Annotated in this window: 10 protein-coding genes and 1 pseudogene; 9 read left to right on the forward strand and 2 right to left on the reverse strand. The window is 51.2% G+C overall.

Annotated features, from left to right (window positions below):
- The 6 genes from RMO84_RS04730 to RMO84_RS04755 form a co-directional block, all read left to right on the forward strand.
- The coding region (locus RMO84_RS04730; protein ID WP_310487329.1) for a glycosyltransferase at window positions 1-992 on the forward strand (992 nt) is incomplete at its 5' end.
- 25 nt (window positions 993-1,017) lie between these two features.
- Window positions 1,018-2,271 carry a glycosyltransferase gene (locus tag RMO84_RS04735; RefSeq protein ID WP_310487330.1) on the forward strand — a complete coding sequence of 418 codons (1,254 nt, stop codon included), beginning with the start codon at window positions 1,018-1,020 and terminating at the stop codon, window positions 2,269-2,271.
- Window positions 2,268-3,431, forward strand: coding sequence for a glycosyltransferase (locus tag RMO84_RS04740; RefSeq protein WP_310487331.1), 1,164 nt, complete (start codon window positions 2,268-2,270; stop codon window positions 3,429-3,431). Before RMO84_RS04735 ends, RMO84_RS04740 begins: the two co-directional genes overlap by 4 nt.
- An 18-nt stretch (window positions 3,432-3,449) precedes the next feature.
- Window positions 3,450-4,517: a hypothetical protein gene (locus RMO84_RS04745; RefSeq protein WP_310487332.1), complete on the forward strand. Its 1,068-nt coding sequence runs from the start codon at window positions 3,450-3,452 to the stop codon at window positions 4,515-4,517.
- Between the two features lie 173 nt (window positions 4,518-4,690).
- Complete coding sequence (locus RMO84_RS04750; RefSeq protein ID WP_310487333.1) at window positions 4,691-5,848, forward strand: glycosyltransferase; 1,158 nt, start codon at window positions 4,691-4,693, stop codon at window positions 5,846-5,848.
- A gap of 78 nt (window positions 5,849-5,926) precedes the next feature.
- Window positions 5,927-7,087, forward strand: a complete 1,161-nt coding sequence (locus RMO84_RS04755; protein WP_396135771.1) for a glycosyltransferase — start codon at window positions 5,927-5,929, stop codon at window positions 7,085-7,087.
- A 39-nt stretch (window positions 7,088-7,126) separates the two neighbouring features.
- On the opposite strand, the gene RMO84_RS04760 is transcribed toward RMO84_RS04755, so the two are convergent.
- Window positions 7,127-8,380, reverse strand: coding sequence for a glycosyltransferase (locus RMO84_RS04760; protein WP_310487335.1), 1,254 nt, complete (start codon window positions 8,378-8,380; stop codon window positions 7,127-7,129).
- 365 nt (window positions 8,381-8,745) lie between these two features.
- Between RMO84_RS04760 and RMO84_RS04765 the strand changes: the two genes are divergently transcribed.
- The 3 genes from RMO84_RS04765 (at window position 8,746) to hemW (ending at window position 14,622) form a co-directional block, all read left to right on the forward strand.
- The gene (locus RMO84_RS04765) at window positions 8,746-10,641 is read left to right on the forward strand and encodes a glycosyl hydrolase family 28-related protein (protein ID WP_310487336.1); all 1,896 of its coding nucleotides are present in this window, start codon (window positions 8,746-8,748) and stop codon (window positions 10,639-10,641) included.
- A 317-nt stretch (window positions 10,642-10,958) separates the two neighbouring features.
- Window positions 10,959-13,268, forward strand: coding sequence for a polysaccharide biosynthesis tyrosine autokinase (locus RMO84_RS04770; protein WP_310487337.1), 2,310 nt, complete (start codon window positions 10,959-10,961; stop codon window positions 13,266-13,268).
- A 181-nt stretch (window positions 13,269-13,449) separates the two neighbouring features.
- A complete protein-coding gene (hemW, locus tag RMO84_RS04775; RefSeq protein WP_310487338.1) occupies window positions 13,450-14,622 on the forward strand; it encodes a radical SAM family heme chaperone HemW in 1,173 nt (390 codons plus the stop codon).
- 81 nt (window positions 14,623-14,703) lie between these two features.
- On the opposite strand, the pseudogene RMO84_RS21285 reads toward hemW, so the two are convergent.
- Window positions 14,704-14,814, reverse strand: a pseudogene (locus RMO84_RS21285) (Fis family transcriptional regulator); the annotation flags it as partial.

Consider the following 14,814-nt stretch of genomic DNA (forward strand, 5'->3'; position numbering starts at 1 on the left):
ATGCCGATATTCCGATCGTCACTTTGAATGTCAAACGCACGACATTCTCCCTACCAGCCACGATTCGCTACCTCAAGGAGCATCAGCCCGATGTGCTCTTACCGATGCCGTGGTACTTCAATATCGTCGGCGTGTGGGCCAAATATCTCTCAGGCAGCAAGACCAAAGTAATTTTGGGCGAACACAATATTATTAGTCTCGAAGCCAGTATCGAACACCGCGATAAACTACACCTGCGGTTCCTGCCAATTCTAATGCGGTACACCTATCCTTATGGCGATGCCTTGGTCGGCGTCTCCCAAGATACGATTACCGACTTGGTAGAAACCCTGAAGATCGCCGCAGATATTCCGATGCAGGTCATCTTAAATCCGATCGATCCCGAGCGAGTGCAACGACTGGCGCAAGTGCCGACCGAGCATCCCTGGTTCGACGACAACGCCGAAATACCGACGATCGTCACGGCGGCTAGATTGGCCAAACAAAAACAACTCGATGGCTTGCTCCGTGCCTTTGCCCGCGTCATTGCCGTCAAACCCGCCCGACTGCTGATCCTCGGCGAAGGGCCATTGCGGGGCGAATTAGAACAGCTCTGCCAAGAACTGGGGATTGCCGATTCGGTTGCCATGCCGGGATACGAGTCCAATCCTTACCGCTATATGGCCAAAGCCGATGTGTTTGTGTTGGCTTCGGCGTGGGAAGGTTGCCCGATCGCCTTACAAGAGGCGATGGCGGCGGGGGCGGCGGTCGTCGTCACCGATGCCCCCGGCGGGATGAAGGATGCGATCGAAGGAGGTAAGTCTGGTCGGATGGTGCCGACGGGCGATCCGGACGCCTTAGCTGCCGAGATCCTGTATCTGCTGGATCGACCAGAGTTAAGGGAGTATTATCGATCGCAAGCCCAGCAGCGGGCGGGTGATTTTCATTACTTAAATGCCGCCCAACAGTACATCGAGCTGTGTGAGTCCGTATTATCAACCCCTGCCAAGTAACAAAGTATCAGGACTTCCGATCCACATGAAGGTTTTACTATCAGCTTATGCCTGCGAACCAGGCCGAGGAACAGAACCAGGCGTCGGCTGGAATACCGCTTGGGAAATGGCCAAACACCACGAAATTTGGGTCTTAACCCGTCCCGATGACGGCAAAGAGGCGATCGAAGCCGAACTCGAACGTAATCCCAATCCCAATCTGCACTTTGTATATTTCACCCTGCCGATTTTTGGGTCGCTGTGGCGACAGGGGGGATCGATCGCCTTTTTGATCCATTACTATTTTTGGCAGATCCAGGCATTTTTCGTCGCCCGCCAGTTACACGCCGAGATCGGCTTCGATCTGGCGCACCACGTCACGTTCGTGCGCCACTCATCCCCCAGTTTTCTAGCATTCCTGCCGATCCCGCTGATTTGGGGGCCAGTTGGCGGCGGCGAATCGGCACCCGCACCGTTTTGGCAAGATTTTAGCTTGAGTAATAAAGTTTATGAGATTCTCCGCAGCGGGATTCGCTGGGTGGGCGAACGCGATCCCTTTGCCCGGATCGCCGCGCAGCGCAGCGCGATCGCCCGCGCGACTACCGAAGATACGGCGGTGCGGATGCGCAAAATGGGCGCGCACAATGTCGAAATCTTTCCCGAATCCAGTCTGACTAACGAAGAGATCGTCCGGTTGATGGCATGCAGCAGCAATAATACTGCGGTGAGATTTATTAGCATGGGTCGCTTGTTGCATTGGAAAGGCTTTCATCTGGGGCTGCGCGCCTTTGCCCTGGCGGATCTCCCTGAGGCTGAGTATTGGGTGTTGGGCGATGGCCCCGATCGCCACCGGCTCGAACAGCTTGCCAGCGACTTGGGGATCGCCGATCGTGTCAAATTTTGGAATCGACTGCCCCGCAATGAAGCGTTGGAAAAATTAGGCAGTTGTACGGCACTAGTCCACCCGAGCTTGCACGACTCCGGGGGGTGGGTGTGTCTCGAAGCGATGATGGCCGCCCGTCCCGTGCTCTGTCTGAATTTGGGCGGCCCAGCCGTACAGGTGACTGATGAGACTGGGTTTAAAGTCGATGCCACCGATCCCGATCGAGCCGCGCAGGGATTGGCAGCCGCCATGGTGCGGTTGGCTAATGACCCCCAACTGCAATTGGCCATGGGACTAGCCGGTCAACAGCGAGTTAAGACAGTCTACAACTGGGAAGTGCGCGGCCACCAGATTTCCCAGTTATATACAGATGTCGCCCGCAATGCTCAACGCCAGTCGGAGTCGATCGCCTCATGAAAATTTTAGCCGTTCACAATCGGTACCAACAACCAGGCGGCGAAGATCGGATTTTTGACACCGAAACGGCCCTGCTCGAAGAGCGGGGGCACAAAGTCTATCGCTATACCCTCGATAACGACGATATCGCTACCGTCAATCCCTTGCTGCTAGCCAAAAACACCTTGTGGAACAGTACGGTCTATCAGGAGTTGCGATCGCTCATCCAGCTCTACCAGCCCCAAGTCGCCCACTTTCACAATACTTTTCCGTTAATTTCCCCGGCGGCTTATTATGCAGCCAAAGACGAAGGCGTCGCTGTCGTTCAAACGCTGCATAATTATCGGCTGCTGTGCCCCAATGCCCTGTTTTTTCGCGATGGCCATGTGTGTGAAGATTGCCTGGGGTCTGCCGGACAGCTACCGGGCATCGTGCGGGGCTGCTATCGCAATAGCCGAGGGACGAGTGCGCTAGTCGCTGCCACCAACGGCTGGCACTCCCTCTTGGGCACCTGGACTGAAGCGGTGGATAAATTCATTGTCATCAGCCAGTTTGCGATGGATAAATTTATTCAGGGTGGCTTACCGGCGGCCAAACTCGTCTTGAAACCCAACTTTCTCCATCCCGTCCCCGCTCCTAGCGACGGGAACGGTGGCTACGCTGTCTACGTGGGCAGGCTGTCGATCGAGAAAGGGCTGGGAGTCCTGCTCGATGCTTGGCGGCAACTCGACTCTCAGCTCCCCCTCAAAATCCTGGGCGACGGCCCGATGGCCGATCTAGTGACACAAGCCGTCCGGGAAATGCCCCACATTGAATGGCTGGGGCGCAAACCCGCGCCGGAAGTCTATGACATCGTTGGGAATGCGGCCTTGCTGGTGTTTCCCTCTGAATGGTACGAAACTTTCGGCCAGGTAGCGATTGAAGCTTTGGCCAAGGGTACCCCTGTAGTAGCATCCGACATCGGGGCAATTCCCGAGTTGGTGAACGATCGCAGTGGTTTACTATTTCGTCCGGGCGACCCTACGGATCTGGCCGCCAAAATCGCTAGTTTGCTAGCAAATCCGCACCAACTAGCTCGACTGCGGCTGACAGCACGAGCTGAATTTGAATCCAAGTACACTGCTGACAACAATTACCAACGGCTGCTCGCAATTTATCAGTCAGCGAGTAGCCGTATTTAATATCTACGTGAGTGCATCATGATCGTTAATACCTTTGCTCAACTTCGTCATCTCCGGTTCGATAATCTCGCGCCGCTCTATCGCCTAGCTAGGAGATTAGTCAACAAACTATTCAGCCTCCCCGCCGATCTGGCTTGTCGGATTAATAGTAGCGATTGGTTCGAGCGACTGGTTCTCTATCCCCGCTATCAACAGTGGCGCGATCGCCACCAAGCATTTTTGCCCGTGTTAGATGCTACCGAACAGACCATTGTCGATCGATTAGAGCAAGAGGGGATCTATATTACCTCCCTCGCCGCATTGGCAATCCCCGATAGCCAGCAGCTCCTAGCCGCTGCCGAGCCGATTAGCAAAGAACTGGCGCGACTGTCGCGCGTGCCCAGTCAGGCGGGCAAACATACATTGATGGCCACCGCAGAGCAATTGCTGCAACATCCAGAAGTGCTCCGATGGGGACTCTCATCACGATTGCTCAAAATTGTCGAGTCTTATCTGGGCTTACCCGTCGGCTATGGGGGGTTGTCATTTTACTACAGTGTGGCTGACGGTAGAGATGCTGGCCCGCGCATCTGGCATCGCGACAAGGAAGACTGGCGGATGATCAAAGTTGCCGTCTACCTCAACGATGTCAATGAGGCTGGCGGCCCCTATCAATGCGTTAATGCCGCTACCAATGAATGGCTGGTGGCCGAGCTGCCTAAATATAAAGGGTTGACCCATACTGACATGCAACAGTTACTCAACAATAGGTCGGACGCTCATCGTGCGGACGACAATAGGCCGGACAATTGGCTGATTTCATGCATTGGGAAAGCGGGTACAGTAATTTTTACAGACACCTCTCGCTGTTACCATCGGGGCAAGCCACCGATCCAGACCGATCGCGCGGCCATCTTCTTTCACTATTTCAGCTACCGTCCCAAAAATCCGTTTTACTGCGATCGATCGCCCCTTTCGGCTAGACAAATTGTCGAATTCGATCGACAACTACCGCCAGAACTTCAGGGCTATTTAACCTGGCGCGATCGCTACCCCTTAATTGGTAGGTACATTCCCAAAAACTTTATGAAAGTCGATAACTGGTAACTACCGATCTTCATGCTGCTGAATACTTTCTGGCTCCACATCGCAGGCATCGAAATCATGGCATTGGGATGGCTAATGATGTGCATAGTAGCGGCAATTTTTTTAAATCTTTATGCCTTCGATTTGGGTCGATTATCCACTGCAGCTCGATCGGTAGGTAGAAATTACTAACCATGTCTGAGTCATCGAATGTAGCGATCTTTAATGGTAGACTCCTCCCTGCTTCCGAAACCTTTATTCGATCGCAAGCAGAGGGGTTGCAAAAATTTACGCCTTATTACGTGGGGGCGCGGCGGGTGCCGGGACTAGATCTGCCACTCGATCGCACCCTCGTTGTCAATCAAGGCGGATTACTCGGTAAAGTTGCCGAAGGACTGTTCAAACTGTCTGGATTTGCACCGCAATTCTATCCTCAATTGCGGCAGTTAAATCCGAGGTTAATTCACGCCCATTTTGGCGTGTGTGGAGCTTTGGCATTACCATTAAAGCGAGTCCTAAAAGTACCAATGGTGGTGACTTTTCACGGACTCGATGCGACCATGAGCGATCGTTATGCCAGCACAAATTCACTAACTACACGAATTTATCTCCACAGACGCGAAACCTTAAAACAAGAAGTAGATCTCTTCATTGGCGTGTCCGATTTTACCCGCCAAAAATTAATCGCCCAAGGTTTTCCCGCCGAGAAAGTTATTACCCACTGTCTGGGCGTCGATACCCACCTATTTCAATCCGATCCAAAAGTACCACCTCAACCGATCGTGTTGTTTGTCGGCAGATTTTCCGAAAAGAAAGGATGTGAATACTTGATTCGGGCAATGGCGCGAGTTCGCGAAGTTGCCCCCGAGCTAGAACTTTTACTCATTGGCGATGGCCAACTCAAAACCGAATTAGAGCGATTAGCAGCCAAACTCCTCCATCGTTATCAATTTTTGGGATTTCAAACCCCAGCCGTCGTCAGAAGTTGGCTGGCGCGATCGTTAGTGCTAGTAGTGCCGAGCGTGACTGCCGCTAATGGCGATTCCGAAGGACTGCCAACGGTAGTGCTCGAAGCCCAAGCCATGGGTGTACCTGTGGTGGCTTCACATCATGCGGGGATTCCCCAAGCCGTCATCGATGGGGACACGGGTTTGCTCGTCTTAGAGCGCGATATCGCGGGACTAGCAGCAGCAATCTTGCGGTTGTGGGGGGAACCCGAACTGCGGCAGCGGTTTAGCGATCGCGGCAAACGGCATGTAGACACCAACTTTAATCTGCATCAGCAAACCAAAATTTTAGAAAACATCTATGATTCCGTTTTAGAACGAAACAAACTTAAAGCGCGAATATGACTGGCAAATTGCGGATTTTAAGTATTCCTAATCACGATCGACTTCAGATTACATCAAGGCACGAACATGACCGGCAAATTGCGGATTTTAAGCATTCATAACAAATATAAACTCCGTGGTGGCGAAGATGAGTCGCGGGAATCTGAAGAACGACTGCTGAGGACAATGGGACATAAAGTCGATATTTATGAGGAGAATAACACGCAGATTGCCAAGATCGATCCGGCCAGCTTAGCAATCAGAACTGTGTGGTCGCAGCAATCCTATCGGACGGTGCAGCGCAAACTCAGACAAAATCGGTGCGATCTGGTTCACGTCCAGAATTTTTTCCCGTTAATTTCGCCCTCGGTCTATTATGCCGCTCAAGCCGAAAATGTCCCCGTCATTCAAACACTCCGCAACTATCGGCTGATTTGCCCAAATGGACTATTTTTTCGCGACGGTAACGTCTGCGAGGATTGTTTGGGGCAGTTTGTCCCCTATCCCGGCATTGCTCATGCCTGCTATCGAGACGATCGCGGGGCGACAGCGACAACTGCCGCGATGTTGACCTTTCATCGCAGTATTGGCACCTGGAATCGGGTGAATTTATTTATTACGCTAAGTGAGTTTGCTCGTCAGAAGTTTATCGCAGCCGGTTTTCCCGCCGATAAAACGATCGTCAAGCCCAATTTCGTATATCCCGATCCGGGTGTGGGTAGCGGGAGTGGCGGCTATGCTTTGTATGTTGGCAGGCTTTCCGTTGAAAAGGGTCTGGATGTGCTGATATCTGCCTGGGAGCGGCTGGGTACGAATCTGCCCCTGAAGATTGTTGGGGAAGGGCCGTTGGCGGAACAGGTGATGGCAGCTACCAAGCGGATGCCGCACATCGAGTGGCTGGGCAAACGATCGATCGCCGAGGTGCATGCCCTGATGGGAGAGGCGATGTTTTTGGTGTTCCCCTCAAAATGGTATGAAACTTTCGGTCGGGTGGCTGTCGAAGCCTTTGCCAAGGGTACGCCAGTGATTGCCTCCAATATCGGCGCGATCGCCGAGCTGATCGATCTGCCCAAAAACGGGCTGTATTTTAATCCTGGCGATCCCCAAGACTTAGCTGCCAAAGTTGAATGGTGTCTGAACCATCCCAAACTAGTCGGCGCGATGCGGCGGTATGCGCGGGCTGAATATGAGGCTAAGTACACAGCCAAGCAAAATTATCAACAGTTAATGGACATTTATAACCGGGTCAGATCGAACTAACCAACAGCTTGAGGAGCGACTTCGCAATCTGCGGACAGATTAGCGATCCTGACAATCGAGCCGCGCTGACAGGTCTAATTTTGTATACAGCTGACCTAACAACTCACCTTTAATTTTCCAGCTATACAGTTCCGCAACTCGCTGGCGTCCGGACTGACTCATTGTTTTCAACAGCTCGGGATTTCCCGCTAATTGAGTCATCGCCGCCGCTATACCCGCTACCGCTGCAGCTGGCGTGTTGGCAGCAATCTTCAAGCCAGTTGCTTCAGTGACTTGAGTGGCCGGCCCGCCCATGTCCAAGCAAATCGGCGGACGACCGGCAGCCATCGCTTCTAGGCAGACCCAGCCACCAGAGTCGTGGAGACTGGGATGCACTAAGACATCTGACTCGGCGAGTTTGGCTAAGGTATCGTGACGCGGCAGCCGACCCCAGAATTTAACGCGACTGGCGATCCCCAAACTCTGGGCTAAAGCTTGTAATCGCTGCCGTTCGCTGCCCTCACCGACAATCCAATATTCGCTATCGGGGATGTTGGCGCGCGCAAAGGCGCGAAGGCTCAGATGCAGCCCTTTCCAATGCAACAATCTGGCCATACTAATAAAGCGGATCCGATCGGCATCGCGCAGCGGCAATCGAGCCAGATCGGCGATTTCAGTCTCTGACAAACCTGACTCGGAAAAAATCTCGATCTGCTTGGCTCCCATCAGCCGCAACCGCTCGGCTGTCTGGGTAGTGGTGGCTCGAACTAACACACTCCGCCGCGCCGTCTGCCGCGTAAATGGATCTAGTTCCCCCAGCCGATGCGCTAAGAGGCGAATCGACTCATACACCTTGCCCCGCCAGCTAAAATCCGCCCAAAAAGCCATGGGAGCTGATTCGCCACCGCCGACAGTCCCCCAGATAAACGGCACTGGCAAGAGCGAGAGAAAACTCGGCGTGGAATATCTCACATAAGTCACATGGTGGATGATATCGAACTGGAGATCTCGATGTAAATTGCGGGCGACCAGATACGCCGCAATTTGCCAAGTGTAATAATGTAAGTGAACCAGTCGGCCATTGCCGTTCAACTTTTGGATGAGTCCGATCGGTTCGCAGTAGATAAAATTTAACCTCGGCAGTGGATTGCGCGCTAACTCTGAGGCGATCGCCATCTGGTTGTCCGCTCGCGTCAGCACCCACAGATCGCGATCTGCGGCCAACTCCTTGACGATATTCCACCCAACACCTGGTTCCGAACCTTCGCCCGGTCTACAGGCATAAGCAGAAATTAGAACTTTTAATCGTTTCACGGCGATCGAACCAAGGATGTGAGTTTACGCTCGAATCGAGCTGCTAAAAGTGACGGCTATTGTTGCCCGATCGACCGATCGGATTGCGTACCGATTATCCGACCTAGATCCAAATTTCGATTCGATCGATCGCCTCGACATTGTACTCTAATTGAGTCAAAAAAGCTCGACTATTTGCTCCGCATAAATGCCGATATTCGCTGTTGCTAATGCCAGTATAATTACGCCGTTGGGATCGATTTAGCGATCGATAGATAGACGTTTAAGGTGGGTCGAAATTGTAATTAGTCAGTATGTTTGAGCAGATCGAAATATGCGAATATAGATAAATAAAAACTTGTTGTTAATTAGCTCGATCGTTACCAATGAAAGTCTCAACAGTTATAAAATTATCAGTTCTGGGTGCTATTTCGATCGTGTCGCTAGGAGTACTCGCTCTAGCCAGACAAAATAACGTGGATCTACTCGGTCGAGCCAATCGAGGCGAGCGCGAAAATATCGCCTTTCCCGTCGATGCCGGGACGGTCAATGTCAAGGAATTTGGGGTCAAAGGCGATGGGCGCACCGATGATACCGCCGCCATTCAAGCCGTATTAACTGCTTACCCCAACGGACGGCGGATTATTTATCTGCCCAACGGTACTTATTTAGTCTCCAAAACTCTCACCTGGCCGCCAGGGACGCCAGGAAAAGGAGATGAGTACAAAAATACAATCCTGCAAGGACAGAGTGAAAGCGGCGTCACCATCCGGCTCAAAGATCGGGCTGCGGGTTTTGCGAACGCGGCGACGCCCAAACCAGTCATTTTCACTGGCCCCGCACCAGCACAGCGATTTGGCAACTCGATTCGCAATCTCACCGTCGATACGGGGACTGGCAATCCTGGCGCGAGCGGCATTCAGTTTAATGCCAGCAATCAAGGCTCGATCCGCCACGTCACCATTCAATCTGGGGATGGACTGGGCGTTAATGGCTTGGACATGAATTTTGCCGATGAAATTGGCCCCCTGTTAGTCAAGAACTTGACGGTTAAAGGATTTCAGTATGGCATTCGCACTGGCTTTTTCATCAATAGCCAAACTTTAGAAAATATTACCCTTAAAAATCAGCGCGGCTATGGGTTATATAACACCGGACAAACTCTGAATATTCGCGGCTTGACCAGTAATAATGCCGTTACCGCTATTTACAATGCGGGTGGCCGCGTCACCTTACTGGACGCAGTTTTGCAGGGGACTGGTACCGCTGCCATCAAGCCAGCGATCTCGAATAAGTTCCCGCTGGATCTATTGGTTCGCAACCTGAAAACCGGCGGCTATCGCGTCGCCATCGAGCAGCAGCAAAAGATCGCAGCGGGGGATACAGTTGCCAAGCAGTTCCCCATAACTGCCAAAACTCTCAATCTGCCGATTAAGGACACGCCGGATGTGCCGTGGGACAATCCTGCTGGCGATAATTGGGCTAATGTCATCCCTTTTGGAGCCATTCCTAATGACGGTCGCGATGATAGTACGGCCATCCAAGCGGCGATCGATTCCGGTCAGACGACAGTTTATTTGCCCGTGGGCGCGTACAATTTGAGCAAGACGATCTTAATCCGCAAGAATGTCCGCCGCATCATCGGCACAGAAGCGTATGTTGAAATACCAAATAACGTCAGTCCTGGCTTTAAAGTAGTTGAGGGTAATAGTCCCACCGTGGTCTTCGAGCGGATCGGGAGCGGGTATACTGCCACCCCAACCCTCGAAAACGCCTCCGCTCGCACCTTAGTCATTCGTGACGCTGCCAATGTGTCGGGTAACATGACCGGCTCGGGGGATGTATTTATCGAAAATGTCGTCTCCAACCCCTCCCAGAATTGGACTTTCAATCGGCAAAATGTCTGGGCGAGACAATTTAATGTTGAAAATGTTGGCACTCATATCACCAATAACGGTGGCAAACTGTGGATTTTGGGACTCAAAACCGAGCGCGGCGGCACCTTGATTCATACCAAGGGTGGCGGTAAAACCGAACTCCTCGGCGGTCTGGCATATACCACCACCCCCGGAACCGATGGCACCCAAAATGCCCCGATGTTTATCAACGATCGATCGGCAATCTCGATTACCTTGGGTGAAGTGAATTATGGTGTGCCAAATTATACAACTTATATCAGAGACAACAGTGGCGGCAGCACGCGCAATCTTACTGGTCGAGACTTACCAAATTATCAAGGTAGTGGCAAACAAATCCCGCTGTACGTCAGTCCGTCTAAATAATTTGACAAATCGCTGCATTTGTGAAAACGGCAGCAGATTGTCAACCAAATTTAGCGGTGACAAAGTTACAAATCGATGCGGGAATTTGAGTCAGCCTTATAGCTGAATTGTCTCACAAATAAGATGGTGCTTTGTTACAATTGGGATAAGATTCCATCTGGTAAAATCTAAAGGTGGAACTATTTAGAGGTTGCGGCACTCTGGAGAATTTAGAGCGATCGGAGCAAATCTCGATCGGAAGTTGCCGCCTGCCTAAATTATTATTCGTGTTGAGAAGTATTCTTGCCGGCTGAGACTATTTGAGGATTTAGCGATCGATGAGTATCATTCTAAGTGGAGAGTTAAAACCGGATGAAGATAATAATTGGCGCGAACGTCATGCCCATCCTCGATTGCAGCTTAATGCGGAAAATAGCATCGGCAGCGATCGGGCGGAAGGCGGTTTAGATTTTCATCAAGTTTTCAATGCCATTCAGAGACGGATCGGCATTGCGATCGCCATCAATATTCTGACAATCGGGGCGACGATCGCGTGGAACCGGACGCGACCGCCACAATACGAAGGTAGCTTCAGAATCTTGATCGAGCCAGTTACTGCCGAAGGACAAGTAGTTTCGGCTGTGACCGGCAATCAAAAAGCTGGTGAGGAGCAAGAAGTCGGTGGTGCGCAATCATCAAAAGCAACTCTCGATTATCCCACCCAAATTCAGCTCCTCCTGAGCGAGAAAATCTTAGCTCCTGTGGTTGAAAAGCTCAAGCCATCCCAACCAGGGATGTCTTACGATCGACTCAAATCGTCGCTAGCCATCAGTCGGTTCAAAGCAACTGAAGACACTAAAATATTAGAAATCAAGTACGGTGGCGGTTCGCCGAGCGAAGCAAAACAGCTATTGAATATGGTGTCTGCGGCTTACATTCAATATAGTTTGAGCGAGCGCAAAACTAACGTGAGTCGAGCGATTAAGTTCGTCGATACTCAACTGCCGACAATCCAAGCTCAAGTCCAAACTTTAGAGAAACAATTACAGACTTTCCGAGAGCAAAACCGGTTAACCGATCCGAAGATCCTCGAAAATCAGCTCAGTAGTCAACTAAATACGACCAAGCAAGAGCAACAAGCAACTCAAGTAGAGCTAGATAAAGCCAACCAGCTCTACAAATCGATCGAACAGCAACTGCAACTTCAGCCCAAAAGTGCGGAAGCCGCTTCGGTGCTCAGTGATGCGCCTGGATACCAACAATTAGTCAAACAACTCCAAGACATTGATGTTGAATTGGAAAATCAATTGGCAGATTTGACCGAGGAGCATCCAAAAGTAATTTCGCTGCGGGAAAAAAGACGAAAATTGCTACCACTCTTGGAAGAGAAAGCCAAGACACTGTTGGGTGGCAACCTCGCCCAGAGCGTTCCCAACGCCCAATCGCTACCCTATCAAAATGCCCTCCGCCAAGATCTGAGCAAACAGTATCTAGCTGCTGCTACTCAAGTTCAAGTTTTGGATGCCAAGCTCAAGGGACTTAACGCCGCAAGCCAATCGCTGACCAGTCAAACCGAAAAACTGCCGACGATCTCGCGTCAATATGAAAACCTCGAACGCCAATTAAAAACTGCCACCGAACAAGTCAACAAATTCTTACAAAAGCGGGAAGATTTGAAGATTAGTGCCGCCCGTCAAGAAGTGCCGTGGGAGCTGATTGCGGCACCGACAGTCAGAACGATCGAATCCTCTGGCTTAGCCAAAGATCTGGCTTTAGGATCGATTCTCGGCTTACTGCTAGGGACGGGAATGGCCTTAGTCGTCGATAAGATGAATGATGTGATTTATTCACTCAAAGACTTACGCGACGAACTAAATATTCCGATTTTGGGGGTAATTCCGCGCCGAGAAGACGAACAGAGGTCTCTGACGGGGATCGCAAACGGCAGCACACAGCCCCCAGCTCCCAGGAAGGACGCACTCGGTCAATATCGATTCTCGCCCTTTCTGGAGTCGTTCCGCGCGCTCAATTCGCAGTTGCGGTTGTTGAGTCCAGATGCACCGATTCGATCGATCGTCGTCAGTTCGTCATTACCCGATGAAGGCAAGACAACGATCTCGATTCAACTAGCGCAAGCGGCGGCGGCAATGGGTCAGCGGGTATTATTAGTGAACACCGATCTCCGCAAGCCCAGCTTGCAAGCCCTGGTAGGGCAACATGAGAATGATTTCATTCCAGGTTTGACGGATATTATTGCTGGCACCACTGAACTGATGGATACAGTTCAACTCTTGCCCGGTGAGGAAAATTTATATATTCTCCTGGCAGGTTCGGTTTCTCTCGATCCCACCAGCATTTTAAGTTCCAAAAAAATGCGGAAGCTGATGGAAAAATGCCAACATAATTTCGATCTAGTAATCTACGATACTGTCCCCCTCAATTTTGCCGATTCATTATTATTAATCCCCCACACAGATGGATTATTGATGGTGAATAGACTCGGTAAAGTTCATCGAGAAATTTTGCGCAACTCGCTCCGCACCCTGACAGTAGCCAAAGTTCCGGTATTAGGTTTAGTCGTCAACATGGCAACCGATCGCAACTCCTCATCCAATTCATCGCCACAACAGCCAGCTCCCACAGCTTAAGCGGCAAGTTCGGAGCAGCTTAGTTGTGATGTGACGGTAGATCCGTTCGCCGCCGATCTTGTTGGACGACTAACTGGCAATAGGGCGCACCCCATCGATTTACAGCGATCGCCTACAATAGATCGATACCTCGCACATCGACACCTCCCACCGTTGAGGGCGTACAAAGATAATTATTTCCTTGCTGCCAACTGCTGCTTACATTCATATCCCCTTCTGTCGGCAGCGGTGCTACTACTGCGATTTTCCCGTCTTTGTCGTTGGCAGTCGCCAGACAGGCGCGAGTTCGGGTAATATCCAACTCTATCTCGATCGCTTGGCACGAGAAATTGCCACGCAAACAAATTACCATCGACCCCTCGAAACAATTTTCTTCGGCGGCGGCACCCCGTCACTGCTCGCTGTCGAGCAAATCAGCCAGATTTTAGATTTATTAGCCACCAAATTCGGGATCGCCAGTAACGCCGAAATCTCGATGGAAATCGACCCCGGGACATTCGATCTGAGCCAACTTCAAGACTATCTCCAGGCAGGGGTAAATCGGGTCAGTATCGGCGTGCAAGCATTTCAAGACCAATTATTGCAATTGTGCGGTCGATCGCATACTGTCGGCGATATTTACCACGCTGTAGAACTAATCCACCAAGGCGGTGTCGCCAACTGGAGCCTCGATCTGATTTCTGGCTTGCCCCAACAATCGATCGATAATTGGGTAGATTCATTGCAATCGGCGATCGCCCTCCAACCCACTCACATTTCCTGCTACGATCTGATCGTTGAAGCCCAAACCCCCTTCGCCAAACAGTATCAACCTGGCGACAAACCCCTCCCCAGCGACGAAATCACCGCCCAGATGTACCGTACCGCCCAGCAAATTTTAAGCAGCGCAGGCTACGAACATTATGAGATTTCCAACTACGCCAAACCCGGATTTCAGTGTCGCCACAATCTCACCTATTGGCAAAATCAACCCTACTACGCCTTCGGCATGGGTGCTGCTAGCAATCTCGAAAACTACCGCTTCACCCGTCCCCGTAAAACGCAGGAATACTATCAGTGGGTGGCGGATGGTGGCAATTGGCGAGTAGATCTGACCCCCACCGCCGATCGGTTTTTAGAAACTTTGATGCTAGGACTGCGATTATCCCGTGGAGTGAGTCTGAGATCGATCGAGTCCGAATTTGGGAGCACTAGAGTAGAGCAGTTATTAAAATGCCTACAGCGATATCAACAGCAAGGCTGGGTAGAGACTCTCATCAGTACAGATGACGAGCGTTATTTGCGACTATCAGATCCCGAAGGATTGTTATTTTCTAATGTCGTATTGACGGAAATCTTTAGCCAGGAATTCTGAAGCTAATGCGATGGCGAACGCGCTTAGAATTTAGTAATCCCGATCGAGACTCAGAAATTTGGGTACATGTAGGATATTGGCTTAAACCAGCTCAATTTTGATGCGCTTGCCCAGAACGCTAGCTGCTTTGCCCAGAGTGTTAAGGGTAACAGAAGTATTTTCGGGATCGAGCAGCCTGTCAACTGCTGCGCG

It is taken from the genome of Chamaesiphon sp. VAR_69_metabat_338, assembly GCF_031423935.1.
Taxonomy (GTDB): Bacteria; Cyanobacteriota; Cyanobacteriia; order Cyanobacteriales; family Chamaesiphonaceae; genus Chamaesiphon.